The sequence below is a fragment of the Sorangium sp. So ce295 genome, assembly GCF_051527405.1.
GTDB lineage: Bacteria > Myxococcota_A > Polyangia > Polyangiales > Polyangiaceae > Sorangium > Sorangium cellulosum_B.
In genome coordinates this window covers 1,393,663-1,419,044 of record NZ_CP150324.1, presented here as the reverse complement: position 1 = coordinate 1,419,044, position 25,382 = coordinate 1,393,663, and the positions used below count along the sequence as shown (strand labels likewise).

General features: G+C 73.7%; 19 protein-coding genes. 13 read left to right on the top strand and 6 right to left on the bottom strand.

Going from position 1 to position 25,382, the window contains the following annotated elements; translation table 11 throughout:
- Nucleotides 1-228 precede the first annotated feature (228 nt).
- Nucleotides 229-2,268, bottom strand: coding sequence for a sulfatase-like hydrolase/transferase (locus WMF11_RS05270; protein WP_437976648.1), 2,040 nt, complete (start codon nucleotides 2,266-2,268; stop codon nucleotides 229-231).
- Between the two features lie 5 nt (nucleotides 2,269-2,273).
- Nucleotides 2,274-4,322: a sulfatase-like hydrolase/transferase gene (locus tag WMF11_RS05265; RefSeq protein WP_437976647.1), complete on the bottom strand. Its 2,049-nt coding sequence runs from the start codon at nucleotides 4,320-4,322 to the stop codon at nucleotides 2,274-2,276.
- Nucleotides 4,323-4,474: 152 nt separating this feature from the next.
- Between WMF11_RS05265 and WMF11_RS05260 the strand changes: the two genes are divergently transcribed.
- Both WMF11_RS05260 and WMF11_RS05255 read left to right on the top strand, forming a co-directional pair.
- Nucleotides 4,475-5,758, top strand: coding sequence for a SprT-like domain-containing protein (locus WMF11_RS05260; protein ID WP_437549810.1), 1,284 nt, complete (start codon nucleotides 4,475-4,477; stop codon nucleotides 5,756-5,758).
- Nucleotides 5,759-5,940: 182 nt separating this feature from the next.
- Nucleotides 5,941-6,405 (top strand): SRPBCC family protein, encoded by a 465-nt coding sequence (locus tag WMF11_RS05255; protein ID WP_437549809.1) that lies wholly within the window; start codon nucleotides 5,941-5,943, stop codon nucleotides 6,403-6,405.
- Here the strand turns inward: WMF11_RS05255 and WMF11_RS05250 are convergent.
- Nucleotides 6,402-6,632, bottom strand: a complete 231-nt coding sequence (locus WMF11_RS05250; RefSeq protein WP_437976646.1) for a hypothetical protein — start codon at nucleotides 6,630-6,632, stop codon at nucleotides 6,402-6,404. The two genes, WMF11_RS05255 and WMF11_RS05250, sit on opposite strands and share 4 nt — an antisense overlap.
- 228 nt (nucleotides 6,633-6,860) lie before the next feature.
- On the opposite strand from WMF11_RS05250, the gene WMF11_RS05245 reads away from it, so the two are divergent.
- From WMF11_RS05245 to panD, 11 genes are all read left to right on the top strand, one after another.
- On the top strand, nucleotides 6,861-8,267 hold the full coding sequence (locus WMF11_RS05245) for a sensor histidine kinase (protein ID WP_437976645.1): 1,407 nt from the start codon (nucleotides 6,861-6,863) through the stop codon (nucleotides 8,265-8,267).
- 410 nt (nucleotides 8,268-8,677) lie between these two features.
- Nucleotides 8,678-9,079, top strand: a complete 402-nt coding sequence (locus WMF11_RS05240) for a c-type cytochrome (RefSeq protein WP_437976644.1) — start codon at nucleotides 8,678-8,680, stop codon at nucleotides 9,077-9,079.
- A 179-nt stretch (nucleotides 9,080-9,258) separates the two neighbouring features.
- The gene (locus tag WMF11_RS05235; protein ID WP_437976643.1) at nucleotides 9,259-11,814 is read left to right on the top strand and encodes a transglycosylase SLT domain-containing protein; all 2,556 of its coding nucleotides are present in this window, start codon (nucleotides 9,259-9,261) and stop codon (nucleotides 11,812-11,814) included.
- A gap of 106 nt (nucleotides 11,815-11,920) precedes the next feature.
- Nucleotides 11,921-13,258, top strand: coding sequence for a protein kinase domain-containing protein (locus WMF11_RS05230; protein ID WP_437976642.1), 1,338 nt, complete (start codon nucleotides 11,921-11,923; stop codon nucleotides 13,256-13,258).
- A 4-nt stretch (nucleotides 13,259-13,262) separates the two neighbouring features.
- Complete coding sequence (locus WMF11_RS05225) at nucleotides 13,263-14,342, top strand: dipeptidase (protein WP_437976641.1); 1,080 nt, start codon at nucleotides 13,263-13,265, stop codon at nucleotides 14,340-14,342.
- Between the two features lie 47 nt (nucleotides 14,343-14,389).
- Nucleotides 14,390-15,568 (top strand): hypothetical protein, encoded by a 1,179-nt coding sequence (locus WMF11_RS05220; RefSeq protein ID WP_437976640.1) that lies wholly within the window; start codon nucleotides 14,390-14,392, stop codon nucleotides 15,566-15,568.
- A gap of 220 nt (nucleotides 15,569-15,788) precedes the next feature.
- A complete protein-coding gene (locus WMF11_RS05215) occupies nucleotides 15,789-16,334 on the top strand; it encodes a DUF1232 domain-containing protein (RefSeq protein WP_437549802.1) in 546 nt (181 codons plus the stop codon).
- Nucleotides 16,335-16,436: 102 nt separating this feature from the next.
- Complete coding sequence (locus WMF11_RS05210) at nucleotides 16,437-17,582, top strand: metallophosphoesterase (RefSeq protein WP_437976639.1); 1,146 nt, start codon at nucleotides 16,437-16,439, stop codon at nucleotides 17,580-17,582.
- Between the two features lie 202 nt (nucleotides 17,583-17,784).
- Nucleotides 17,785-17,961: a hypothetical protein gene (locus WMF11_RS05205; protein WP_437744419.1), complete on the top strand. Its 177-nt coding sequence runs from the start codon at nucleotides 17,785-17,787 to the stop codon at nucleotides 17,959-17,961.
- Nucleotides 17,961-19,106: a hypothetical protein gene (locus WMF11_RS05200; RefSeq protein ID WP_437976638.1), complete on the top strand. Its 1,146-nt coding sequence runs from the start codon at nucleotides 17,961-17,963 to the stop codon at nucleotides 19,104-19,106. Before WMF11_RS05205 ends, WMF11_RS05200 begins: the two co-directional genes overlap by 1 nt.
- 133 nt (nucleotides 19,107-19,239) lie before the next feature.
- Nucleotides 19,240-19,629 (top strand): aspartate 1-decarboxylase, encoded by a 390-nt coding sequence (gene panD / locus WMF11_RS05195; RefSeq protein WP_437297999.1) that lies wholly within the window; start codon nucleotides 19,240-19,242, stop codon nucleotides 19,627-19,629.
- A gap of 84 nt (nucleotides 19,630-19,713) precedes the next feature.
- On the opposite strand, the gene WMF11_RS05190 is transcribed toward panD, so the two are convergent.
- From WMF11_RS05190 to WMF11_RS05180, 3 genes are all read right to left on the bottom strand, one after another.
- Nucleotides 19,714-21,093 (bottom strand): MATE family efflux transporter, encoded by a 1,380-nt coding sequence (locus WMF11_RS05190; protein ID WP_437976637.1) that lies wholly within the window; start codon nucleotides 21,091-21,093, stop codon nucleotides 19,714-19,716.
- 377 nt (nucleotides 21,094-21,470) lie between these two features.
- Nucleotides 21,471-23,123 carry a hypothetical protein gene (locus WMF11_RS05185; protein WP_437976636.1) on the bottom strand — a complete coding sequence of 551 codons (1,653 nt, stop codon included), beginning with the start codon at nucleotides 23,121-23,123 and terminating at the stop codon, nucleotides 21,471-21,473.
- A gap of 8 nt (nucleotides 23,124-23,131) precedes the next feature.
- Nucleotides 23,132-25,219 (bottom strand): PhoX family protein, encoded by a 2,088-nt coding sequence (locus WMF11_RS05180; protein ID WP_437976635.1) that lies wholly within the window; start codon nucleotides 25,217-25,219, stop codon nucleotides 23,132-23,134.
- Nucleotides 25,220-25,382: the final 163 nt, after the last annotated feature.

Here is a 25,382-nt window from a genome sequence, read left to right as displayed (position 1 = left end):
ATGGGTTCAGGCCCTCGGCGCGGTGATGTCGGTGCTTTCAGGAGGGTACGACAGGATCCCCTCGTGCGGCCCCCTCACGAGATCTCCGCTTTCCCATTCAGGAGATGAGGTGAGCTCTCCGTGAACCTTGCGAGACATCCCGCAGGGCAAGCGCGATTTCGTCCACCAGCGTGCTCGACAGCCGCAGAGACGCGCACGCCCAGGCGCGGCCAGCGCTCACCGGAAGGCTCACCCGCCCCAGTCGACCTTCGGCCTCCCGGGCGGCGTGACGTTCGGCATCTCGTGGAAGAGCCCCCGCGCGAGGTCGGGCAGCGGAGCGCACGCCTGCTCTCCCAGGTTGGTCAGCTCCAGCGGGTCGTCGAGCACGTTGAAGCAGTGGTACTCGCCGTCCCACTCGCGCGCCTCGATCTTCATCGGCCCCTGCATCATCCCCCAGTTGCGGAACGCGCAACCCCACACCCACGTGCAGTTCGTGAGCGGCATCGGCGCGACCGTGCGCTCCGGCCGCGTCAACGGATGTCCGATCATCCGCCGGCGGAACGGATCGAGCCCCGGCTCGTCCCAGAGGCCCATCAGATCGAGGAACGTCGGCGCCAGGTCGAGGTGCCACACGAACGCATCCTTCGCGCCCTCGATGCTCGCCCGCTCCTCCGGGGCGAGCGTCCCCTCCGGCGCGTCGACCCACGTCGGGACGAGGATCTCCTCGTCCCAGAGCGAGCTCGTGTGGCCGAGCTGCCAGTGCTCCCGGAACGACTCGCCATGATCCGACGTGTACACGATGACCGTGCGCTCGCCGCTCGGGGTCCCGCGGATGTGCTCGATGAGCCGGCCAACCGCCATGTCCGACAGGTAAACGACGTTCTTGTAGTAGTTCTTGAAATGCTCGTTCTTCTCGGGCGCCTTCGTCAGCTCGCTCGGTTGAAACGGCGAGTGGAGCGGATCGCTCACGTACGGGAAATGGACGTTCGAGTAATGGACGACCGCGAAGAACGGCTCGACGAGCTCGTCCCACTCCTCGATCACCCGATCGGTGAGCTGCCGATCATAGGCGCCGTAATCGAGGTCGGCGCCCGGATCGAGCTGGGTCGCGACAGCCCGGTGCGAGACCGGGATGTCTTGCACGTAGAGCCGAGCGTTCCCGAACATGAGGTTCTGGCTCGTCCAGTACGCGGTGTCCCACCCGGCCGCGTGGGCGTAATCCCAGAGCAGCGGCGCAGCGCCGAGCACCGCGAGGCGCTCCGTGGGAGGGACGCCGGACCAGATGTTCGATATGGAGATGGCCGTCGTCGAGTCGTGGGCCCGCATCTGCAGGAGCGGCATGCGGCGGGGCGCGGCGGCGTTGGAGAACGGCGTCGCCTTGTCGCAGGCCGGGTCGTACGCGACGCACGTCACGTCCGCCCGCTGGCTCTCCTGCAGGAGGAGCACAACGTTCCGCGGCCGCGCAGGCCGCGCCGAGAGCCGCGGCACGCGCTCCGGGTGGCGGCGCTGCACCCGCAGATCCGGGGAGTCGTTCGTGATGCCGAGGTGCTCCTTCACCACGGCGGTGATGCCGTGGAAGTAGATCATGTCGGCCGACGACGACTGGATCACCCGGTAGCTCACCGGGATCACCGCCACGCCGGTCAGCGCGAACGGCACGAGCACGGCGGCGAGGCGCCGCCGGAGCCGCCGGGGGCGCACGAGCCGTCGGGAGAGCCGGAGCGCCCCAAGGGCGAGCCCGAGCGCGACCGCGAAGTGGGCAATGACGCGCGGGTGCCCGAGCGGCAGCGTGCCCACGATCGACCAGGGGATCGACTGGGAGTGGATCTGGGAGTCGACCGAACAGTAGAGGTTGTAGAGGGCGTGGAAGCCCCCCTGGACGCCGCACGCGAGCGTGAAGAGCGCGACGAACAGCGCGCCCACGGCGCCGCGCGCCGCGCCGCGGCGGCCCGAGGCGACGTAGAGCAAGAGGCCCCAGAACCCCAGCGACGCGGCCACGGTCGCGGCGTACCCCGCGGCGTGCGGCCGATCGAACGTTGTCATGTGGCGGGCCCGGCGCAGCACGTCGGCGACGAGGATCCAGAGCGCCGGCGAGGCCAGGAGGGCAGCGCTGATCAGGCAGCCGCGGCGGAGCGCGGCCCTCCGCGCGGCGCGCGGGCGGACGCGGTCACGGGCGGCGCGATCGTCCGCTCGCGCGGCGCGATCGTCCCCGTGCGCGGGCAGGCTGATGGCGGGGGACGCGGGCGGCTCGGCGAGCGCGCCGCCCTGTCGGTCGATGTCCTGGGTCATCCGGATCAGTCGTGGCGAGGCCCGACCGCGAGGTCGCGGAGGTGGGCGGGGACGTCGACGCTGCCCGCGGGACCGCCGTAGAGGGCGTCCGCGAGCCGGGGCAGGTCGCCGCAGGCGGCGGGCCCGAGGTCGCGCTGCTCGCGGGGGTCGGCGAGCACGTCGTAGCAGTGCCAGGCGGTGTCCCAGGCGCGGGATTCGAGCTTCATGTTGCCGCGCATCATCCCCCAGTTCTTGAACGCGCAGCCCCAGATCCCGGTGCAGTTCGTGAGCGCCAGCGCCGCCGGCCCCGGCGACGGCCGGAGCAGGCTGTGCCCGACCATCGGCGCCCGGTACCCCGCGAGCGCAGGCTCCTCCCAGAGGCCCATCAGGTCGAGCAGGGTCGGCGCCACGTCGGTGTGGAAGACCGGCTCGTCCCGGGCCGCGCGCAGCGCGCCCTCCTCCGCGGCCGTCAGGGTGCCCGGCGGAGCGTCGATCCATCCGGGCACCCGGATCTCCTCGTCGAGGATCGAGCCCGTGTGGCCGAGCTGGCCGTGCTCCCGGAACGCCTCGCCGTGATCCGACGTGAAGACGATGACCGTGCGCTCGCCGACCGGAGAGCCGCGGACGAAGCGGATGAGGTCCGCGATGGCCGCGTCCTGACGGTAGACCGCGTTCCTGTAGAAGTTGCGGTACGCCTCGTTGTCGTCCGGCGCCTTGCTCTCGAGGGCGGGCTGGAACGGCGCGTCCTCCGGGTCGACAAGGTAGGGCACGTGGGTGTTCCCGAAGTGAGCGACCGCGAGGAACGGCTCGCGCAGCGAGAGCACCTCGGACCGGACGTGCGCCGACAGCAGCCGGTCGTCGGCCCCGAGATCGATGTCGGCGACCGGATCGAGCTCGGTCGCGCCGCACTGGTGCGAGACCGGCAGGTCCTGCACGTAGAGGCGCGAGTTGGCGAACATCATGTGGTGGCTCGTCCAGTAGGCGCTGTCGAAGCCGGCGGCGTGCGCGTAGTCGAAGACGAGCGGCGCCGTGTGGAGCGCCTCGCGGGTCGCGACCGGCTGGAGGCCGGACCAGAGCACCGCGAGCCCGATCGCCGTCGTCGAGGCGTTCGAGCGCATCTGCGTGAGCGGCAGCCGGTCGGGGACCGCCGCGTCGATGCGCGGCGTGCCGGGGCACGCGACGGGCGCCTCGCCGGCGGCCACGGGCATGCGCGCCGAGCACGTCGCGTCGGCCCGCACGCTCTCGGTCAGGATGAAGAGGACGTTGCGCCGCGGGCCCGGCCGCGGGGTGACCGGCGGCAGCGAGGGCGGCGTGCGGAGCCCGGGGCGCACCTGCGCCGTGGTCTGGACGCCGGCGAGCTCCTTGAGCAGGCCGCCGATCGCGTGGAAGTAGATGACGTCGGGCGTGGAGGCCTGCACCGTGCGGTAGGAGCACGGCAGGACGAACGCGGCCACAACGACCGCGGGCGCGGCGAGGCGGGCGGCGCGGGCCCACGCCGTGCGGCCTGGCCGCACGATCCGCCGGCCCAGCCAGACGAGCGCGATCGCGAGCAGGAGCGGCGGGAGGACCGAGCGGAAGAAGTTCTCGCCGTCGGCCCGGAGCTGGCCGAAGAGGCTGGCCGAGAGCGAGGTCCCGAAGAGCGTCGCGTCGAGGTTGAGGTACGTCGCGTACTGGCGGTGGAAGTAGAGCTGGCCGCCGAGCGACAGCGTCGCGAGCGCCACGAAGAGCAGCGCCGCGAGCCACCGCGACGCGCCCCGCCGCGACGAGGCGGCGAAGAGCAGGAGCCCCCAGAGCGCGGCGCTCTCGACCATCGCGCCGAGGTAGCTCGCGATGTGCTTGCCGCCCAGATCGAGCAGGCGATCGCCGCGGAGGAGGACGTCGGCCGCCACGATGAGGAGCAGCGGGAGCGCGAGGAACAGGCGGCCGTAGCGGCGGCGGACGCGGGCGACGGCGCGCAGCCGCGCGCGCGCCGCGGCGCGATCGGCCCCCAGATCGCGGGCGAAGCCGCGGGACGAGCGGCTCGAGGCGTCGGCCTCGACCGGCGGAGGATCGTTGAGCGCCTTGGAGCGGAGCACGGAGGCGCGCGAGTTTACCGAGGACGTGGCGTATCGGGAACGTTTCTGAGGCGGCTCGGTGGCGTCGAGGTGACGGCGCCGGCCGGGATTGCCCGCCCGGGGAGGAGAAAACCCTTCGACCGCCGCGCGAGGCGTGCCATGGAGGCGTTCGCATGGCGGAGCAGCTCTTCCTGAACGGGATGCGCGGCGCGCAGCAGGCCCCCGGGGCCGCGGCGCCGCCGGCCGAACCCGCGTCGACCGAGGCCGCCGCGCAGCCCGAGGCGCGGCCGTCGCCGGGCGCGCTGGCGCCCGAGCCGCCGCTCGAGACGGCGGCCAGGCTCAGCGCCGAGCTGGAGGCGGCGCTCGTGCGCGAGCTCATGGCGGCCTACCAGAGCCTGAACTACACGCATTTCCGGCGGAAGCTGCGCTCTGCGTCCATCGAGCTGTCCGACGCCGCGAGCCGGCTCGGGCGATGGGTCTCGGAGGCGCGCGCGATCGAGATCTCGCGGCCGCTCGTCCTGACACAGCCGTGGGGCGTCGTGATCGAGGTGCTGAAGCACGAGATGGCGCACCAGTACGTGCACGAGGTGCTGGGCGTCACGGACGAGGCGGCGCACGGGCCGGCGTTCCGCGAGGTGTGCACGCGCCTCGGCATCGACGGGACGGCGGCCGGGATGCCGGCCGCGGGGCGCTCGCCGGCGGATCCGGCCGGGGTCGCGCGCGGCGACGACGCGGGCGCGTCGGAGGCGAGCGTGGACGCCCGGATCCTCGATCGCATCGCGCGGCTGCTCGCGCTCGCCGACAGCCCGAACGCGAACGAGGCGCAGGCGGCGATGAGCGCCGCGCAGCGGCTGATGCTGAAGTACAACCTCGACGTCGCGAAGGCGCGCGCCGCGCGGCAGTACGGCTTCCGCCACCTCGGGGCGCCGAGCGGGCGCGTGGGCGAGACCGAGCGGATCGTCGGCGGCATCCTCGGGAAGCACTTCTTCGTCGAGGCGATCTGGGTGCCTGTCTACCTGCCGCTCGAGGGCAAGCGGGGCAGCGTCCTCGAGATCTGCGGGACGCCGGCGAACCTGGAGATGGCGGCCTACGTGCACGCGTTCCTGCACCACACGGCCGAGCAGCTGTGGAACGCGCACAAGCGGACCCACGGGGTGAAGGGCAACAAGGACCGGCGGACCTACCAGGCCGGGGTGATGCTCGGGTTCCTCGAGAAGCTGAACGCGGAGCGGAAGGTGTCCGTCGAGCAGGGGCTCGTCTGGGTGAGGGACGCCGATCTGGACGGCTACTATCGAACGCGCCACCCGCACGTGCAGCACCTGCGCCACGCGGGCAACCAGCGGACAGCGGCGCACGCGCACGGGCGCGAGGCGGGGCGAAAGATCGTCCTGCACCGGCCGATGCAGGAGGCGACCGGCAACCGGGGCATGCTGCTGCCGCCGGGCAAGAAGGGCTGAGCTCACGACGCCGGATCCGGGCCGCGCGAGGAGCTCGGACGGAAGCCGGATCATGCGAGAGATGCGAGATGGCGCAGCGCCGGCGTCTCGGCCGCGGCGCGCGCTCGACGCGCTCGTTGACGGAGAAGGAGCGGTTCCGGCACGATGGCGCGGCGCGCGGGAAAGCCTAGGAGAAGAACGAGATGCCGCTCCTGTTCACCATTGAAGAGCGCTTCGATGCATCGCCCGAGGACGTCTTCCGGCTCGCGACCGACATTGACGCGTTCGGCGACTGGATGCCCAATTTCGTGCGGGTAGAGAGGCTCACGGGCGCCGTCGTGGGCAAGGGCGCGATGTGGCGTGAGACCCGCAAGATGTTCGGCAAGGAATCGACCGAGCTGTTCGAGGTCACGGCGGCGGAGCCAGGCAGGCGTCTGGACCTCTTCGTCGATGGGCAAAAGGGCACCACGGGGCGGGGGGCCTATCGCTTCCGGTATGTCTTCGAGCCCGAGGGCGCCGGCACGCTGCTCAAGATGGAGGGCGAGATCGCCGGGATGGGCTGGTTCATGGAGACGCTGGGGCGGCTGTTCATCGGCAGCTTCAAGAAGGCGGTGCACGGGGATCTCAAGGCCATGAAGACGCACCTGGAGCGGCGGCGGGCGAGCTAGCGCTGCGCCGGCCGGCCCTCCCCGGAGAGGGCGCGGATTCCGGCGGCCCGGCCCCCGGAGAGGGTGTCCGTGGGGCGGCGCGGGGGCCCCACCGAACTCGCCTGATCGACGAGCTCTCTCCGGCGCGCTGCGCACGCCGGAGAGAGCTCGTCGATCAGGCTCAGACAGCGGTCCGTCCCCCGCGCCGCCCCACGGACACCCTCTCCGGGGGCCTCAGGGGTGCTCATCAAGCTCGTTCGATCGCGCTCAGGGAAACCAAGGGTGCCCCGGGGCGCACCAGCGTCATCGTGGTTATTTCATCATCCCTCGACACGAGCCTGGGGGACATCCGCTGATGCAGCGAGGGCGAGCCGCGACGGGGGACTTCCCGCGTTGCGCTCGGGGGGACGGCGGAACAGCATCCCGGCATGGCGATGCGACGGCGTAAGGACCCGGCGAGAGCGAAGTCTTCTGTTATGCTCGAGCGGCTGCCTTCTATCCTGCTGTCGCTGTTTGCGGCGTTCTTCGTCGCTATCGCGAGCTTCGTGATCTCCGCCGGCTACGCGGAGCACCGAGCCGCCGAGATCGACGCGGCGGCCATGAGCTTGGCGGAGAACGCCACGCCGAGCATCATGCACCTGGCGGCCGCGCGCGCCGAGCTGAGGCATACCCAGGCGCTCCTGAGCGACCTCGTCAACGACGCCGCGCTGGGGCGCCCGCGCGACCGCCACGAGCTCGACGAGGCGCGCGACAACCTATCCCGGAGCGTCGACGTCTACCTCGGCATGCCCCTCTATCCGGGAGAGCTGAAGCAGTGGCAGAGCGTCGCGCAGGCGCTCGGCAAGCTCGATCTGGACACCGATCGGGCCCTCTCGCTGGTGGCGAACGGCCATCCGGACGAGGCCAACAGGCTCGTGGACGGCGCGCTGCGAGCGGACTTCAACTCGACGAACGACGCCGTGATGGCCAGCATCGAGCTCAACGCCCGGCACGCACGCCGCCTGGCGATCGAGATCGCAGCCAACCGCGTTCACTCCCGTCGGACCGCGCTGGTGCTCAACACGACGAGCGTGACGTTCGCGCTGCTGGCCTGCGCGGCGGCCGCCGTGCAGGTCCGGCGCCACGTGAGGCTGCTCTGGCAGCAGGGCGTGGTCCTGGAGCGTCGAGCGGATGAGCTCGAGCAGTTCGCCGGTCGGGTCGCGCACGATGTGCTCAGCCCCCTCGGCGCGGTCGCGCTGGCGCTGGACGTCGCGCTGCGCCGCTGCGACGAGGGAGATCCGGCGCGAAAGGGGCTCGAGCGGGGCCGGCAGGCCATCCTGCGCGTCAAGCGCATGACCGACGGGCTGCTGGAGTTCGCTCGCGCGGGCGCCAGGCCGGAGCCAGGCGCGCGCGCCGAGGTGCACCCCGTCATCGACGATCTCATGGTCGAGCTCGCCCCTGTCGCGGTGGAGCTCGGCGCGGAGCTCCGCGTCGAGCCCTTCGCCCCGTGCGCGGTGGCCGCGAGCCCCGGCGTGCTGACAAGCATCCTCGCCAACCTGATCCGCAACGCGCTCAAGTACCTCGGCGACGCGGCGGTCTGTCGCGTCGTGATCCGGGTGCTCGACGCGAGAGAGGCTGTGCGGATCGAGGTGGAGGACACGGGGCCCGGCGTCGCGCCGGCCCTCGAGCACCTGGTGTTCGAGCCTCACGTCCGAGCGCAAGGCGCTCGAGTGCCGGGTCTGGGCCTGGGGCTCGCCACCGTCAAACGCTTGACCGAGGCGCACGGCGGCCGCGTGGGGCTCCGCACGGTCGTGGGCAAGGGGAGCCTCTTTTGGTTCGAGCTGCCCAGAGCGAGCGCCGAGCCAGCGCACGCGTTCGACATCGGCTCGAGCACCAACGCATGACGCCCGGGAGGCTGCGCCCAGGTCGCTCCGCGAGCGACATGAGGATGCGTTTGCGAAAGACAGGCGCCGGGCTCGAGCTCGACACGCCGGTCCCGGACGTGCCCCGGTAGCCGCCCCATCCACACGGGCCGGCGGCGCCTCCCCTCGCACGATGCTGCCGCCGAGGAGACCCAGGGCGCCTCGAACTTGTACAAGGTTGCCCCCTCGGACGACCCACGGCGCCTCGAACCTGTACAAGGTTGCCCCCCTCGGACGATCCCGGTTTCCTTCGGTACACACCGATCCGTCTTTGTTGACCCGGTGCGCGGCCCCAGGCACCATCGGCGCGCAGCGCCCGGCCGGCCGGCCTGCATGGCCGGAGCTCGACTCCGGCTCGCTCCCCTTCCCTAACAAGCTGTTGAGGTGCTTTGATGCCCGTTCGTACGATGCTCTTGCTCTGCTTCGCGCCCTTTGTCATTGGCGCTCTCCAAGGTTGCGGCGGCGATGACGGCGGCGGCAATACCTCCGGGGACTCGCCGCTCGGTGACTGTCCGCCGGACTCGGCCGCGCAGGCGGATACGGGCTACCAGGCGCTCCAGACGCAGTGCGCGCCCTGTCATCTGTCGACCTCGGAGGGCGCGTCGCGCATCGGCGCTCCGGAGGATGTCAACGTCGACGACCCCGCCAGCGTCACCGCCGAGGCGGAGGAGATCCTCGCGGAGATCCAGATCGGCGGGGCGAACGGCGGGGACGGGATGCCCATCGGCTCGAAGCTCTCCGACGACACGATCGAGGCCATCCGGGTCTTCCTCGCCTGCGACGCGGCACAGTAACGCCGCGTCTCTGCCCCGCACGCTTCCCACCACGTCCGAACGCCGGCGCGCCAGCTCACGAGAGGGCGCGCCGGCGGCTCGCAGGCGCGCCAGCTCACGAGAGGGCGCGCCGGCGGCTCGCAGGCGCGCCGCTCGCCTCGATCGCTGTGCGATCGCGCGATCCGGAGTATGGTGCAGGCATGTTCAGGCTGGATGCCCGCTCCGGGGCCGCCGCGCTCGCGCTGGCCGCCACGCTCGCGCTGACCGCGTCGCTCGGCGCCTCGTGCGCCGGCGCGCCCCCCGCGCAGCGCGGGGCGGCGGCCTGCCCGCCGCTCTGCCCGCAGCCGGCGCCCCCGCCGAGCGCAGCGCCGGCCGGGCCCGTCGTCCAGGGCACGCCGGGAGAGGCGCCGGCGTTCGACCCCGAGCGCCTCACCCTCGTGCTGGACGACCCGCGGCTCGCGCAGGTGCAGAAGCTCGTCGAGCAGGAGGCGTACGCAGGCGCGGCCGCGGCGATGGCCCAGGCGCTCTCGGCGCCCCTGTCGCCCGCGGACGCGGCGGCGTTTCGCTACCAGCTCGGGCGGCTGCGCGCCCTCGCGGGCGATCCCGTGGGCGCGGCGAAGGAGTACGACGCCGCCGCGGCGGCGGGCGGGCCGCTCGCGGATCACGCGAGGTTCGCGGCGGCCGATCTCCTCGCCAGGGCGGGGCAGCCCGACGCGGCGCTCGAGCGCGCGCGCGCCGTCGCGTCGGACGTCGCGATCGCCGACGAGCTCGATCGCATCGTCGCCGGCGCGCTCGCCGACAAGGGCGACATCGAGGGCGCGGCCGCGCGCTGGCGCGCGTACCTCGCCCGCAGCTGGCCTGCGTCGACGTGGGTGCCCGAGGCGCTCCGCTTCGCCCGCGCGCTGCTCCGCCACCCGAGCGAAGACCACGCCGAGGAGGCGGTCCGCGTCACCCGGCGCGTCATCGACGAGGCGCCGGGCGGCGCCGGCGCCGGGGAGGCGAAGGAGATCCGGGACCAGGCCCTGTCGACGCTGCCGTTCGCGCGGCGCAAGCCGTTCCTCGACTTGGGCCCCGCCGATCTGCTCGCCCGCGCGCGTGCCCTGCTCGCCTCGCGCCAGGACAAGGAAGCGCTCGCCGTCACCGACGCGCTGATCGCCCTCCCCGAGGCGCAGGCGCCCTCGGCCTTCGCCTGCGACGCGTTCGCCGCGCGCGGCGAGGCGCTCGGGCGCCTCCGGCGGCGGGCCGAGGCCGCCGACCTCTTCGGCACGGCCATCGAGCGCTGCGGGCCGGCCGCGCCCATCGCCGCAAGCGCGAGCGCGCCCGCCGCCGCAAGCGCGGCCCCCGCCGCAGGCGGGGCGCCCGCCCCGCGGCGGCCCGAGGCCCTCTACAACGCCGGGCGCGCGTCGCTCCGCGTCGATCGGCACGCCGAGGCGGCCGCGCGCTTCGCGCTGCTCGAGAAGGAATACCCGGATCACCGGCTCGCGGACGACGCGCGCTACCTCGGCGCGCGCGCGCTGCTCGGGCTCGGGGACCAGGCGCATTTCGTGCAGCTGCTCACCGCCATGCCCGACGACTACCCGTCGGGCGACATGGTCGCCGACGGCCTGTTCGAGCTCGCGCTCTTCGAGATGGAGCGCGGCGACTGGGCGGGCGCGGTCAGGCCGCTCGAGCGCGCGCTCGAGCGGTTCCCGCACGAACGCGCGTACCACGCCGCCGGCAGGCTCCCCTATTACCTCGGGCGCGCCCACATCGAGACGGGCTCGCCCGACAAGGGGAAGGCGCTGCTCGAGCAGGTGATCCGCGATTACCCGCTCTCTTTCTACATGGCGCTCTCGCACGCGCGGCTCGCCGACGTGGACCCCGCCGCCGCCCAGCGCGCCCTGTCCGCGGCCCTGGAGCGCGACGCGAGCGCGCCGTACACCGAGCTCAGGAGCCCGCTCTTCGCGCAGCCCGCGTTCACGCGCGCGGTCGAGCTCGCGCGCCAGGGGGAAGCGAAGCTCGCGCGGCGCGAGCTCGACCTGCTCGGCGTCGGGGGCAAGACGGCGCCGCGCGAGGTGATGTGGGCCTCGGCGTTCCTGCTCGCGCGCTCGGGCGCGCTGCCGCAGTCGTACAGCATCCTGCGCACCGCCATGGCGGCGCCCGCGGCCGTCGAGCTCGCGGGCGAGTGGGTCGACCACTACCCCGTCGGGCGCTGGCGCGGCGCCTGGGAGCTCGCCTACCCGCGCCCCTTCGCCGGCCTCGTCGCCGCGGAGACCAAGCGGAGCGGGATCCCCGAGGCCCTCGCCTACGCGATCATGCGCGAGGAGTCGGCCTTCGACCCGAGGGTGGCCTCGCCGGCCCAGGCGTTCGGGCTGATGCAGCTCATCGTGCCGACAGCGAAGCTCGTGGCCAAGCCGCTCGGGCTGCCGTGGAGCGCCGACGCGCTGAAGCGCCCCGAGGTGAACATCGCGCTCGGCTGCCGCTACCTCTCGCAGCTGCGCGGCCAGTTCTCGGACAACCCCCTGCTGGCGATCCCCGCCTACAACGCGGGCGGCGGCGCGCCGAAGCGATGGATCGCGGAGCGCCCCTCGCAGAGCTTCGACCTGTGGGTCGAGCGCATCCCGTACGAGGAGACGCGGCTCTACACGAAGCGCGTGATGACGAGCCTCGCCGTCTACGAGCTCCTCTACGCCGGCGCTCAGCCGGGCGAGGCCCTGCGGACGCCGCTCCCCGCGAGCCCGGCCGCGCGCTCGGCCGTGGCGAACGCCGCGCCCTGACCCGCGCCGGCGGAACCGGAAGCCAAACGCCGAAGCGCCGGCGGAAGCCGCATACCGCCGAGGTTTCGGCGAGCGGGCCGCGCTCAAGCTTTGGTAGAGTCCGCGTGTGATCGACCCATCGAGCCCTTCCCATCAGCTCGTGGGCGCCGTGCTCAACGGGCGCTTCCGGATCCTGCGTCTCCTCGGCGAGGGGGGCATGGGCGCGGTCTACGAGGCCGAGGGCCTTCGCGGCGAGGGCAAGCGGGCGATCAAGGTGCTCCACCCCGAGTTCACGCAGGAGGAGCAGGTCCTCCACCGCTTCTTCGCCGAGGCGGAGGCGACGAGGGGGTTCGTCCACCAGAACATCGCCTCGGTCTTCGAGGCGACCCGCGCCGAGGACGGCACGCCGTACCTCGTCATGGAGCTCCTGCAAGGCGTCCCGCTCGCCGCGTACATCGACACGGGCAACCCGATCCCCCCGCAGCAGGCCGTGCCGATCATCCACGAGGTGCTCCAGGCGCTCATGGCGGCGCACAGCCACAAGGTGATCCACCGCGATCTGAAGCCGGAGAACCTGTTCCTCATCCGCGATCCGCGCGGGGGCTTCCGCGTGAAGGTGCTCGACTTCGGCATCGCGAAGGTGATGGACGCGGCCGGCGGCATGGGCCTGAAGACCCGCGCCGGCACGCTCCTCGGGACGCCCGGCTACATGAGCCCCGAGCAGATCAAGAACGCGCAGGGCGTCGACGCGCGCGCCGATCTCTGGAGCGTCGGCGTGATCTTCTACGAGATGCTCACGGCGACGCAGCCGTTCCCCGCCGAGAACGAGTTCGCGCGGCTCACCGCCGTGCTCGCCAAGGAGGTGCGCCCGATCGAGCAGGTCGCGCCCCACCTCGCGGCCTGGGGCCTCTTCTTCCAGCGCGCCCTCTGCAAGGACGTGGCAGGGCGCTTCCAGACGGCCGAGGAGATGGCGCAGACGCTGGGCGCCATCGCGCACCGCACGGGCATCGCGACGCCCAGCGCGCGGCCCGAGGCGCCGGCGTCGCCCGCGCTGACGCACCAGCTGCCCTCGCTGCCGCCGCCGCAGCCGCTTCAGAGCGCGACGCCGCCGCCGCAGAACATGGCGCCCCCGCCGCAGAACGTCACGCAGCCGGTGCAGAGCGTGCCGCCGATCGCGGCCAGGATCCCGACGGTGCCCCCGCCGCGCATGACGGCGCCGCCCGTCCAGGCGTCCCCGTCGGTGGCGCCCACGGCGACCTTCTCGGCCAGGCCAACCCACATCAGCGCGCAGCAGCCCGCCGGCGTGCCGACGCTCACGGGCGGCCACTACGACGTGCGGGTCGTGGACGTCCCCCTCGTTGCCGAGGGCGGGGGCTCGGAGGGCGCTGCCTGGTGGCTCGTGGGGCTCATCGGGCTCGTGTGCCTCGGCGTCGGCTTCGCGCTGGGCGTGCTGGTGAGCCGGTGAGCGCATGAACGGAAGCGCCCGCGTCCGCGCCCTGCTCGCCGTCACCTGCGCCGCCGGCGCCCTGGGCGCGCCGCGGCCCACGCTCGGCGACCCGCCCGCGGAGCCCCCCGTGCCGGTCGTCGATCTGCACGTCGACGTGCCCTGGCAGGTCCACTTCAAGGGGCGCGACAGGCGCCTCGGCGAAGGCCACGCCCGCAGGGAGACGCTCGTCGCGGGCCACTACCTCGGCATCGTGCTGCCGATCTACCTGCCCGACCAGGCGCGCCCCGAGGGCCCGCAGATCGAGGACGCCAGCGCGGTCCTCGCGACGATCGAGGCGATCATCGCCGCGAACCCGGTGCTCCTCCCGCTCGGCGCGGCGCGGGCCGAGCCGGGGAAGATCAGCACCTTCCTCTCGATCGAGGGGGCCGGCGCGTTCGCGGCGGACATCGCGCAGATCGACCGCTTCATCGCGCGCGGCGTGCGGCTCATCAGCCCGAACCACGCGAAGAACACGCGGCTCTCGTCGTCCGCGACCGGCGAGCCGGCGGCGTACGGGCTGACCGAGCTCGGCAAGCGGTTCTGCGAGCGCGTCTACGGCCAGGGCGTCCTGATCGACGTCTCGCACATCTCGGACGCCGCGTTCGCGGATCTCGTCCCGATCGCCGCGGCGCACGGCGCGCCGATCGTCGCGACGCACTCGAACGCGCGCGCGGTGGCGAACCGGCCGCGCAACCTGACGGACGAGCAGCTGCGGCTCATCGCGCGGAGCGGCGGGGTCGCGGGGCTCAACTTCCACGCCCCCTTCGTGAACGGCACGAGCGAGGCGGACGTCGACGACGTGGTCGCGCAGGTCGATCACATGGTCCGCGTGGCGGGCGTCGATCACGTCGCGATCGGCTCGGATTTCGACGGCGGCATCGTCCCGCCGAGGGGGCTCGACGACGCGTCGGCGCTCCCGGCGCTCGCCGCGCGGCTCAGGCAGCGCGGCATGTCGCGCGAGGACGTCGTGAAGATCTTCTCGCAAAACGCGCTGCGCATCCTCGGCTGGCGGCCGGCGATGGATGCGAAGAGCGCGAGCGCGGCCGGCGGCGCGCGCCCGTAGCCGGAGGCCGCCGCGCGCCGCCCGCGCGATCGTGGTAAACGCCACGCATGCGCCGGGAAGTCGCTCGGTCGGCGCGAGGGCTTCTCGCCCTCGCGCTCTTCGTGTCGATCGCCGGCCCGAGCTGCGCCGAGCTCCCGCGCGTCGAGGGCGCCTACCCCGAGCTGCTCGGTCCGGGCGACGTCCGCTGGGCCCAGCTCGCCGCGGGCCTCCCGCGCGTCGAGGGCGCCGGCGAGGCCTCCTGCCCCGAGCTGCGCGACCCGGGCGACGTCCTCGGGGCCCAGCTCACCGCGGACGCCCGGACGAACGCGAAGGTGAGGACGTTCGTGCAGGCCGCCAAGGACATGGCGGTCGTGTCGGTCGTCATCGAGGCGCAGGTGGCCGACGCGTGCCGCCGGATGGGCGCGGATCTCGGGGTACCCCCCGCGCAGATGGCGCCTCGCGACGAGGTGGGGGGCCAGGCCAGCGGCGCCTGCGGCCCGGTCTCGGCGGCGATCGACGCCATCTTCCTCCAGGACGCCCTGGTGGGGGTCGCGCTGACGCAGCCGGACTGCGAGCCGAGCGGCGCGCGGTGCAGCGGCTCGTGCAACGTGGACCTGACTCAAGAGGATATCGTGGTGTACTGCGAGCCCACGCGGCTCTCCGGCACCTGCCAGGGCCGCTGCTACGGGCCGTGCGACGGGCGCTGCACCGGGCAGTGCTGGGGGGGGGAGTGCTCCACCTACGACGCGCAGGGCCGCTGCGTGGGGCAGTGCGACGGCAAGTGCGACGGCGGCTGCGACGACACGTGCCACGAGCGCTGCGCGGGCACCTGGCAGGCGCCGCAGTGCTCCTGGATCGAGTGGCCCCCGAGCGGCGACGCCGAGTGCGAGGCGTGCTGCCGCGCGCACGCGGCCGTCCACGCGGCCTGCACGCCCACGCTGGTCCAGACGCGCGTGGTGCAGGGCGGCGAGATGGCCGCGCGGCTCGCGGCGACGCTGCAGGCCAACCTGCCGGCATTGCTGCACGCCCAGAAGGCGCTCGGCCACCGGCTCCTCGGCGACGCCCAGGCGGTGGCCCAGGTCGGCGCCGCGCTCCCGCGGCTCGTGGGCGACGCGGGAGCGCGCGCGCTCGCGTGCGTCGCCGAGGCGGCCGAGGCCTCGAAGAGCGCTTCGGTGCGCATCCAGGTGAGCGTGCGCGCGAGCTCGAGCGTCGCGGGGCAGGTCGGGTTCGGGTTACCGGACGAATGATCGCGGGGCTGCCGCGCTGGCGCGCCCGCGCGCGCTGCGCGGCGCGGCGCTTGCGAGCCCCGATCGACGCGCGCCGGCGACGCGCGCGCCCGCGCCGGCAACGACGTCCTGGTCGCAGCGCCCGGCGCCCGAAGCGGCGCCGAGCGCCTTCGCGTGCATGGATGGCATGGACGGCGCCGCGCCCCTCGGACTACCCTCGCGCTCCCGCCGGGAGGATCCCATGACCGATCTCGACGACCGCTGTCTCGACACGTTCCCCGAGTGGCTGCGCAGCCTCGCCTCGGACGCCACGGATCTGGCGGGCCTGCTCGCCTCACCGGAAAGCCCGGAGGCCACGCGCCGATCGCTCGCGGGGGGCCTCAACTACCTCTTCAAGTCGCTCGACCTCATCCCGGACGGCATCGAGGATCTCGGCTTCCTCGACGACGCCTTCGTGCTGCGCGTCGCCGCGTCCTTCGCCGCGGCGGAGAGCCCGGAGCTGCGCGACCAGGCGCCGGCCCTCGCGCGGCTCGCCCGCGACGCGGAGCTCATCGCCGAGCTGCTCGGCGGCGACTACGCCCGGCTCAAGGGCTACGTGCGCTCGCTGGAGAAGGGCGCCGCGCGCGGCCGCACCGTCGACGACATCCTGGGCGACGAGCAGGTCCGCACCTCGTTCATGCACGAGATCACCGGCTGGGCGTCGAGCTACACGGCACCGAGCTTCAGCCGTGACGCGAAGAACCTGATCAAGCTGAAATCCTTCCTCTCCGCCAAGCTCCCGGCCTGAGCGCGCGCGTCGAGGCGCCGCCGCGGCGCGTCGCGGCGCGTCGCGGCGCGTTCACAGCTCGCCATGGTACACCCCCGATCATCCCCCGGAGGATCGCGTCCGATGTCAGCCGCTCCCCGCCTCACCGCGCTGCTCGCCGCACTGCTCGCCGCGGGCTGCGACGCCGACCGACCCGCCTCGACGGCGCACAGCCCGGCCGCCGCCGCCTCATCTCCGCCCTCGCGCTCCACCGCAGCCCCGGCCGCGCCGCCGCCCGACGCGGATCGCTCCTACGCCTACCCGGCCGCCGATCGCGTGGTCGCCATCGGCGACGTCCACGGCGACCTCGCGGCAACGCGCGCGGCCCTGCGCATCGCGGGCGCGATCGACGGCGCGGATCGCTGGATCGGCGGCAAGCTCGTGCTCGTGCAGACGGGCGACGAGCTCGACCGCGGCGACGGCGAGCAGGAGATCGTCGACCTCTTCGATCGCCTCGCCGTCGAGGCGCGCGCCGCCGGCGGCGCCGTGTACGCGTTGAACGGCAACCACGAGGTCATGAACGTCCAGCTCGATTTCCGCTACGTCACCGAGGGCGGCTTCAAGGACTTCGAGGACGTGCCCGGGCTCGACGCGTCGGGCCCCCGCCTCGCGCCGGTGCCGCCTCCCGCGCGAGCCCGCGCCGCCGCGTTCGCCCCCGGCGGTCTCTACGCCAGGAAGCTCGCGGCGCGCGACGTGATCATCGCGGTCGGCGACACCGTCTTCGCGCACGGCGGCGTGCTCCCGGCCCACACGCGCTACGGCATCGCGCGGATCAACCGCGAGGTGCGCGCGTGGATGGAGGGGAAGAGCCCCTCCGCGCCGGCCGTGATCGCGGCCGAGGACAGCCCGGTGTGGGCGCGCCTCTACTCGAGCGAGCCGCCGCCGAGCCCAGGGTCGCCCCCCTGCGCGGCGCTCGACCAGACCCTCGCGGCGATGTCCGCGAAGCGCATGGTCGTGGGCCACACGGTCCAGAAGCACGGCGCCACATCGGCCTGCGGCGACAAGATCTGGCGGATCGACGTCGGCATGGCGTCGCATTACGGCGGAAAACCAGCAGCGCTGGAGATTGTCGGTGACACCGTGCGCGTCTTGACGGCCGACGCAACCAAGGCAACCGAGGCGACCGACGCGTCCAGCGCGACCGGCGCAACCGGCGCAACCGGCGCAACCGGCGCAACCGGCGCAACTGACGCGACCAAAGCGACCAAAGCGACCAAACCGAAAAAATAGACGCAGTTGTGAGAAAACTTCAGCGCCGTCCGCAACGCGATCGCGTGTCGTCAACGACCACGTTCACGGCGACGGCCACGCCGACACGCGCCCGCGGGAGAAGCCCCCGGGCGCGGCCACCAGCGCATTGACGCGCGCCGCGAAGACCGGATAACGTGAATAGCAAACTGGGGTGCTTCGATCCCCAGGGGAAGGGAATCAGATGCCCGAGCGACCGCTCGCGCTGATCCACGAGGCGAATCTGAGCGACGGGGTGCCTACCCTGACGCTCGGCGAGCGGCGCCCCCCCCTTCCGGTCCCCCGTGCTGCGCCCGCGCTCCTGAGCCGGTGCCGGCGGGGCGAGCGCTGTACCGCGTGGCTCGACGCGGGGAGCGGCTGATGGACGACGACGAGCTGCTGCGCGCCCTGACGCGCATCGCACAGCGGGATCCGACGACCGATCCGCGCTGGCGCAGGCTCGCCGAAGAGACGCGCCCGGAGGACGCGCAAGACGCTCCGGGCGACGCCGCGAACACCGCGTCCCCCTCGAGCGCCGGGCGGGAAGAGCGCGAAGTCCGGCCGCCCCTCGACGACGAGACCCGCGCCCGGCTCGCCGACCAGCTCCTTGCCCAGCTCCGGGAGCCGCGCGGCGGTGCGCCCGCGCCGTCTCCGCTGGCGCGTCCAGCGGTCGATCGGAAGTCGGGGATCCGCTTCCGGTGCCCCGAGGAGTGGGACTGCGACGCGGAGGAGGCGAGCGACGTCGCCGATGCCGCGCCGCTGGGCGCGGACGCCGACTCGCTCAGCGGCACGAGCGCGCCGTCCACCACCGACGCGCCGGTCTGTCGCGCGATCGACGGCGAATCCGTGCCGCCCGGGACATCGGAGCCGCCGCGCGATGCGCGCTCGAGCGCGGCGCCCGGGCAGCCTGCCCAGCGCGCGCAGGACGGCGCGGACGCCCTCGCCAGGCCGCCGCGCAAGGGCCTGCCGCACCCCGAGCTGGTCGTCGAGCGGCGGAGCGCGCGGCGGACGACGCCGGCGGCGCGGGCCCGGGCGGCCGTGGGCGTGGTCGGCTGGGTCGTGTCGGCGGCGCTCGTGTCGCTGCTCGCGCTGCGGCCCGCGCCGTTCGCGCCGGGCGCCGCCCCGCTCCCCGACTACACGCTCGCGACGACGACCCTCGGCGACGGCCCGCAGCAGGGAGCTCGCGGGCCGGGCGCCCCGCGCCACGTCGGCAGGGGCCAAAGGCTCACGATCGCGCTCTCGCCCGGCACACGCGTGCCGGCGCCGGTCGCGGTAAGGGCCTTTCTGGTGCAGGGCGGGAGCGCGCGCCCGTGGCCCGTGGAGCTGGCGCTGGATGGCGCCGGCGGCGCGAGCATCTCGGGCACGCGCGAGGAGCTGTTCCGGGACGTCGCGGTGGGTCCCTGCGAGGTCGTCCTGGTGGTCGCGCACCCCGACGCGCTGCCAGGCCCGGACGACCGGCTGCCCGACGAGGACGCCATCCACCTGGCGGGCGGCCGGCTCCTGCGGCAGCGATTGTTCCTTGACTGACCGCCGCCTGCGCGCATGAGGTAGCCCGTCCTTCCCCTGGCGAGGGAGCCGCCTCGCCCGCGGGCCTGCGGGGCGTGCTCGACCCGGCGCGCGCGCCGCCGTCCCTGGCCGGGAAGGGCAGAGGGCATCACGCATGAACCGACGGATGTTCAAGAGCAAGATCCACCGCGCGACCGTGACCCACGCGGATCTGCACTACGAGGGCAGCGTCACGATCGACGCCGACCTCCTCGAGGCCGCCGACATCCTGCCGTACGAGGCGGTCGACATCTGGAACGTGACGCGCGGCTCCCGGCTGACCACGTATGCGCTCGCGGGGGCGCGCGGCTCGGGCGTCGTGTGCATCAACGGCGCGGCGGCGCACCTCAATCAGCCCGGCGACCTCGTGATCATCGCGACGTTCGCGGACATGGACGACGCCGAGGCGCGGCGGCACACGCCGCGCGTCCTGCGCGTCGACGGGCGCAACCGGCCGCTCGCCGACCAGCCGCCCGAGACGCCGGGCCCGCTCGCGCCCAACTGAGCCCGCGGGCCAGCCGGGCGCCTCGCGCCTCGCCCGAGACGCGCCGCGCGCCCGGCGGACCGGCGGACCGGCGGAGCGCGCGTGTCACCCGGCGTGCGGCAGCGCCCGCGCGAGCGGCGCGCGGGCCAGCCGGACGAAGCGGGCCGAGAGCCCCCCCGCGACGGCGATGAGCCCCGCGGTGAGCCCGAACCAGAGCCCGCGGACGCCCAGGTCGAGCCCGAAGGCGAGCCCGATCGACAGCGGCAGGCCGAAGGCCCAGTGGGCCCCGAGGTTGGCCCAGAAGGGGAACCGCACGTCGCCCGCCCCGCGCAGCGCGCCGGCGGCGACCGCCTGGACGCCGTCGAACAGCTGGAAGAGCGCGGCGATGCGGAGCAGCGGGACGCCGATGGCGAGGACGTCGGCGTCCGGGGTGAACGCGCCGATGAGGGCGCGAGGGAACGCGGCGTACATCGAGGCGCTCACGCACATGAGGCCGGCGCCGAGCAGGAGGCCGAGCACGCCGGGGCGCAGCGGCGACCGGCCCGCGCCGACCGCGTGCCCCACGCGGACGGCGGTGGCGCCGCCGACGCCGATGGCGCCCATGAACGTGAAGGAGGCGAGCCCGATGGCGATCTGGTGCGCCGAGACCACGGTCGCGCCGAGCCGCCCGGCGAGCAGCGCCGTCATCCCGAACACGCCGACCTCGGCGAGGAGCTGCAGGCCTATCGGCACGCCGAGCCGGTAGACCACCGCCACCGGCACCGCGCCGTCCTCCTCGCGGGGCGCCCCGCGCCGGCGCCCCGCGGCGAAGAGGACGATCGACGCCAGCACCGCGCTGGCGAGGCTCGCGGCGAGCCCCGCGCCGAGCGCGCCGAGCTGCGGCAGGCCGAGCGGCGGCAGGCCCACCCAGCGCAGCGCCTCGTCGCCGCGGACCATCAGGTTGCAGGCCACGACGTTGACCGCGTTCGCCGCGACGACGGCGACGAGCGCGGGCCGCGTCGCGCCGTGGGCCTGGAGGAAGTTTTTCCCGGCGAGGAACACGGGCCAGAGGAAGATCCACAGCGCGTGACCGAGGATGTACCGGCGCACGCCGGGGACGAGCGCCGGATCGACGCCCATGGGCGCGAGCGCGAAGGTCGCCGCGAGCGCGGCCCCGAACGCGACGACGCTGACGAGCAGGCTCGCGCGCAGGGTCGCGCGCAGCGCCGCCCACGCCAGCCCCGGGCGACCGGCGCCGATCGCCTGCGACGCGAGCGGATCGACCGCGGCCGAGACGCCCATCCCGAGCGCGTTGCTCGTGTGGACGATCGTCCTCCCCATCGCGCAGGAGGCGAGCTCGTTCACCGAGACACGCCCCACGATCGCGACGTCGACGAGCGCCATCGCGACGAGCCCCGCCTGCGCCACCGCGATCGGCAGCGCGAGGCGCGCGAGGGCGCGCAGCTCGGACCGCGCGCTGTCCGCGGCGAGAGGGGCGATGTTCAAGGGTTCACCGGCTCGATAAAGGGGCGCCACCATAGCGCGCCTGGGTGGGAGCGCTCGCCGGAGGTGGGACGACCACCAAAAGATCAACGATTACATAAGTTTATCAAGAAACAAGCGAGCCGGATCGAGAGGAGAAGAACGAGAAAAGAACGCAAAGGCGCAAAGACGCAAAGACGCAAGGGAGAGATAGAACCTCTCTCAGCTCCGGGCGTCGTCTTCGACGGACAGCACATTTCCGTGCCTCGGCCATCGCCGTGCGCCCAGGAGCGCTCAATCATTCTTCTCTCTTTTTTGCGTCTTTGCGCCTTTGCGCCTTTGCGTTTTTTCTTCTTCCCCCCGCGCGTCGCCCCGCCCTCTTCGCGCCCGAGCCGCAGGCCTCACCAGGCGAGGTGCGCCCGCCCGTCGAGGTACACGCGCTGCGCCTCGCCGAGGCCCGTCGACTCGCCCTCCACGACGCGCAGGATCCCCGTCGCGGGCCCGAGCGCCACATCCCGCCCCGCCTCGAAGCGCTGCATCCGGACCAGGGCGCGGTAGGCCTTGTCCAGCAGGAGGGCCCGCTCGCGCGACGGCGCGACGAGGTACGCGAGATCGCGGTCGCCGCCGGGCGCGCCGCGCCGCACCTCGGCCTCATCGAGCGCGCCGCCCGGGAAGAAGCGGGCGAGCATCTCCGCGTTCCCGCGGTAGTCGTCGGCCCCGCGCGCGCGGCGCAGGTAGGTCAGCACCTCCGGCTCCGCGTGGCCGGCCTGCGGCACGTCGGGCATGCCGCGCAGGTCCTGGTGCCGCCAGCCGGCCGCGCCGGGCACCTTGCGCGCCAGCGAGAAGGTGTGGTCCACCGTCACCCCGACTGCGCCGTGGCAGCCCATGCACGCCCGGTGCTCCTCCGCGGTCTGCAGCCGCAGCCGGCCCTGCTCGTCCTCGATGAACGCCTGGATCTGCCAGCCGAACGCGTTGCGCAGGCCGACCTCGGGCCCGCCCGGGTGGAACGGCGGCTGCCCCTCGTCCTTCTCCTCCGCCTCGCGCTCGTACGCGCGCGCGATCGCCCAGTCGTCCGGCTCGTCGACCTTGCGCGCGTAGCGCAGCTCCTTCATCCGCGCGGCGAGCAGCGCCGGGCGATCCGGGTCGAGGTACCGCACCGAGTGCAGGAGCTCCGCTCCGCGCGGGTAGAGCCACGCCCGCACCGGGACGCCGGCCGCCCCGCCGGCGTACCGCGCGGGCAGGCGGACGACGCGCGTCACCGCGGGCTCGAGCGCGCCGTCGCCGTCGAGATCGAAGCCGGCGAGGAGCTCGCTCACCGGCTCCACCTCCCGCCCGGCGGCCGCGCCAGAGGGCCCGGCCGCGCCCTCCCTCGGCAGGGGCGACGGCGACGCGATCGCCGCCTCGAGCAGCGCGAGGTTCAGCTTGTACACCGCGCGCGACGGCGCGCCCGAGGCGTCCTCGCGGAACGCGGCCGGCAGCCGGAGGAACACGTCGCCGGCGCTGCCGTTCGTGGGCCAGAAGCTGCCGGGGAACGGCTTGTAGCGGACCGCGCGGAAGCCGCTCCCGTCGCGCGCGAAGCCCTCCTCGTCGAGCCCGGCGCCGAGGTCGAGATCCGGCACGTAGCCCGGGTAATCCCGGCGCGCGGCGAGCGCCTCGCGCAGCGGCGCGTAGTTGTCCTCCCGGATGTACTCGAGGATCTCCGCGTCGCTCGTCCGGGCGGCGGCGGCCGAGAGGTCCTCCAGCAGGTTCGTCCAGGGGTTCTTCCGGGCCGCGTCCGAGAAGCTGTACTCGCGCTGGAGCTCGTGATCGGCGAGCGTGTTCGGCCCGATCCCGATCGTGTGGCACGTCCAGCAGCCGTTCGCGCCGCTGGCCGTTGTCGCGTAACACATCGGCGGGATCGAGGCCTCGGGGTTGCCAGCGCGCCCGGCGCGCGCGGCCGCGGTGGCGAGCGGGTCGTAGCCGCCCCCGCCGCAGCGCGCGCCCGCGGCGAGGACGGCGGACACCGCCGCGAAGGCCAGGGGCGCGGACAGCAGGCGCGCGCGGCGGGCGGGCATGGCGGAGATCACTCGGGCAGGAAGGTGACCGCGATCACGCTCGACAGGGCCCCGTCGCCCTTCGGCCAGGTGCTGTAGGCGTTCTCGCCGGGGTGCTGCACCGACATGAAGATCGTGCCCATGTCGGGCGTGAACGACGGGCCCGTCGCCTCCGCGTCGCTCGGAAACGCCACGACGCGGAACGCCTTGCCGAAGCTCGGCCGGGTCACGCCCGGATGGCCAGCGCGGTGGGCGGGGTCGAGATCGAGGTAGTAGAAGGCGTCCGCGTGCGAGGCCACGCCGAAGTTGCCGTCGGTGCCGAACCACACGCCGCCGTCGCGGTCGAGGAGCAGGTTGTCCGGGCAGGAAGCGTCGAAGTCGCCCTGCCCCTTCGAGCCGTGCCAGACCTCGAAGTACAGGAACTCGGTCGACGCGCCCGGGTTCGCGGGGTCGGACTCCTCCAGAGCGAAGATCGAGCCCACGGCGTCCGCGCGCTTCGGGGACTGGGTCGCGTGCGTCGCCGGATCGTACACCGCGCCGTCCTGATCGAGCGACGTCTGCCCCGTGTGGTTGGTGAACGCCACGTAGAGGCGCGGCGTGCCGCTCGGGTCGCGCGGGTTCCACTCGATGTCCTCGGGCCGGTTCAGCTCCATGATCCCGACCTTGTTGCTCACCGTGAACAGCGCGCGCCAGACGTCGTAATCCGTCTGGAAGCCGCCGATCCGGTTCCAGCTCACGTCGCGCAGCGCATCGCCGACCGTCCTGGCCGGGTCGCCGAGCGCTGCCGCGTTCGGCGCGATGGCGGCGCTGTCGACGGAGAGCTCGATCCACTGCCCCGTGCCCGGGGCCGCCTCGGTCGGGGCCGCGTGGGTCGCGACCAGGGTGTTGCCTGTCGTGTTGTCGAGCCCGGCCATGTGCGCCGCGTAGAGCTTGCCCTCATCGAGCAGCGCGCGGATCGCCGCGCGCGTCATCCCGGCCGTGTAATTGCCGCTGGTCACGTACTTGTAGATGCGGCCGCCGCGGCGATCGTCGGTCCCATAGACAACGATCGGCCGACCGGGCACGAGCCTCCACGCGTCGTCGACAGCGAACGTCGCGGCCTCCCAGCGGGCGCGGCCCATGAAGCCGAACTTCTTGTGGCCCGTGCCCGGCTGCGTCTTGCCGTCGTACTCGCCCGCGGGCTGCCCCGGGTCGATCTCGGTGAGATAGCCGTAATGGTCGCGCGGCTGCCGGCCGTTCGGATCGGAGATGCGCCCGAACTCCGCGCTGGTGCTCGCCTCGAAGACCGGGCTCACCGGCGCGCCCGGGTCGAAGCCCCGGCCGGTGAGGAACCGCTGATCGCCCGACCAGCTCGCCTCGAGATCACCGTAGTAGTCCTGCACGTTCTCCTCGGCGGTGATCACCGTGCCCCACGGCGTCTGCCCGCCGGCGCAGTCGCCCATGATGCCTGCCACGAGCCCGCCCGCGAGCGCCGCGCCTGTCGTGTCGTCGCGGCCCGGACTCGAGAGCTCGTGCCCTGCGAGGCGGCTCAGCGTCTTGCTCGTCGCGTCGTAGCGGACGGCGGTCGCGCTCCGGTCGACCGACCATGCGCCCGTCGCCGGGTCCTGCACGGTCCGGAGCCAGGAGCCGCCGACCTCCTTCTTTTCCCAGCGGATATAGGTGTCGACGTCCGCCTGCGACCAGACGTTCGACTCGACATCATTCGTGAGGACGCCGAGCTTGCGCAGGTGCCGGGCCAGCGTGAGGTGCTGCCCGGTCGGCGCGGAGCTGACCGTCGGGCTCCGCCCGGAGACGTACTCGTGGTTGACCCAGAGCCACCCGGCGGTGGCGGAGCCGTTCCACTGCGGCGCGTCGCCCGCTGTGGCGGCCCACCCTTCGCCGAAGAACGCTGTGTAATCGTTGTTGGCGCCGAAGCGGGGCGCTTCCGGCGCGGCGCTGAAGGTCAGCGGATCGAGCCAGGTCACCACGATGTCGGAGCGCACGCCGGCGAGCGCCCGGAGGGTGTCCGTCGCGGCCGCGCGGAGCGGGAACTGCTCGCCCTCGGGCAAGGTGCCGGCGGCGAACAGCGCGACGCGCTCCCTCACGTAGTGCGCGAGGTTCGCGGCGCTGCTCCACACCGGCGCGTCCTCGCCGGGCGCCCCGGGTTCACCGGGTGCACCGGGCTCACCGGGTGCACCGGGCTCACCAGGCGCCCCTGGCGCCCCTGGCGCCCCTGGCGTCCCTGGCTCCCCAGGCGCCCCTGGCTCCCCAGGCGCCCCTGGCTCCCCAGGCGCCCCTGGC

Bases quoted from the DNA above. Each gene is read 5' to 3' on its own strand.
- WMF11_RS05205 (WP_437744419.1), top strand. From the start codon at position 17,785: ATGCCCGAGCGACCGCTCGCGCTGATCCACGAGGCGAATCTGAGCGAC.
- panD (WP_437297999.1), top strand. From the start codon at position 19,240: ATGAACCGACGGATGTTCAAGAGCAAGATCCACCGCGCGACCGTGACC.
- WMF11_RS05225 (WP_437976641.1), top strand. From the start codon at position 13,263: ATGAACGGAAGCGCCCGCGTCCGCGCCCTGCTCGCCGTCACCTGCGCC.
- WMF11_RS05245 (WP_437976645.1), top strand. From the start codon at position 6,861: ATGCTCGAGCGGCTGCCTTCTATCCTGCTGTCGCTGTTTGCGGCGTTC.
- WMF11_RS05220 (WP_437976640.1), top strand. From the start codon at position 14,390: ATGCGCCGGGAAGTCGCTCGGTCGGCGCGAGGGCTTCTCGCCCTCGCG.
- WMF11_RS05250 (WP_437976646.1), bottom strand. From the start codon at position 6,632: ATGAGCACCCCTGAGGCCCCCGGAGAGGGTGTCCGTGGGGCGGCGCGG.
- WMF11_RS05235 (WP_437976643.1), top strand. From the start codon at position 9,259: ATGTTCAGGCTGGATGCCCGCTCCGGGGCCGCCGCGCTCGCGCTGGCC.
- WMF11_RS05255 (WP_437549809.1), top strand. From the start codon at position 5,941: ATGCCGCTCCTGTTCACCATTGAAGAGCGCTTCGATGCATCGCCCGAG.
- WMF11_RS05215 (WP_437549802.1), top strand. From the start codon at position 15,789: ATGACCGATCTCGACGACCGCTGTCTCGACACGTTCCCCGAGTGGCTG.
- WMF11_RS05185 (WP_437976636.1), bottom strand. From the start codon at position 23,123: ATGCCCGCCCGCCGCGCGCGCCTGCTGTCCGCGCCCCTGGCCTTCGCG.
- WMF11_RS05270 (WP_437976648.1), bottom strand. From the start codon at position 2,268: ATGACCCAGGACATCGACCGACAGGGCGGCGCGCTCGCCGAGCCGCCC.
- WMF11_RS05240 (WP_437976644.1), top strand. From the start codon at position 8,678: ATGCCCGTTCGTACGATGCTCTTGCTCTGCTTCGCGCCCTTTGTCATT.
- WMF11_RS05200 (WP_437976638.1), top strand. From the start codon at position 17,961: ATGGACGACGACGAGCTGCTGCGCGCCCTGACGCGCATCGCACAGCGG.
- WMF11_RS05260 (WP_437549810.1), top strand. From the start codon at position 4,475: ATGGCGGAGCAGCTCTTCCTGAACGGGATGCGCGGCGCGCAGCAGGCC.
- WMF11_RS05210 (WP_437976639.1), top strand. From the start codon at position 16,437: ATGTCAGCCGCTCCCCGCCTCACCGCGCTGCTCGCCGCACTGCTCGCC.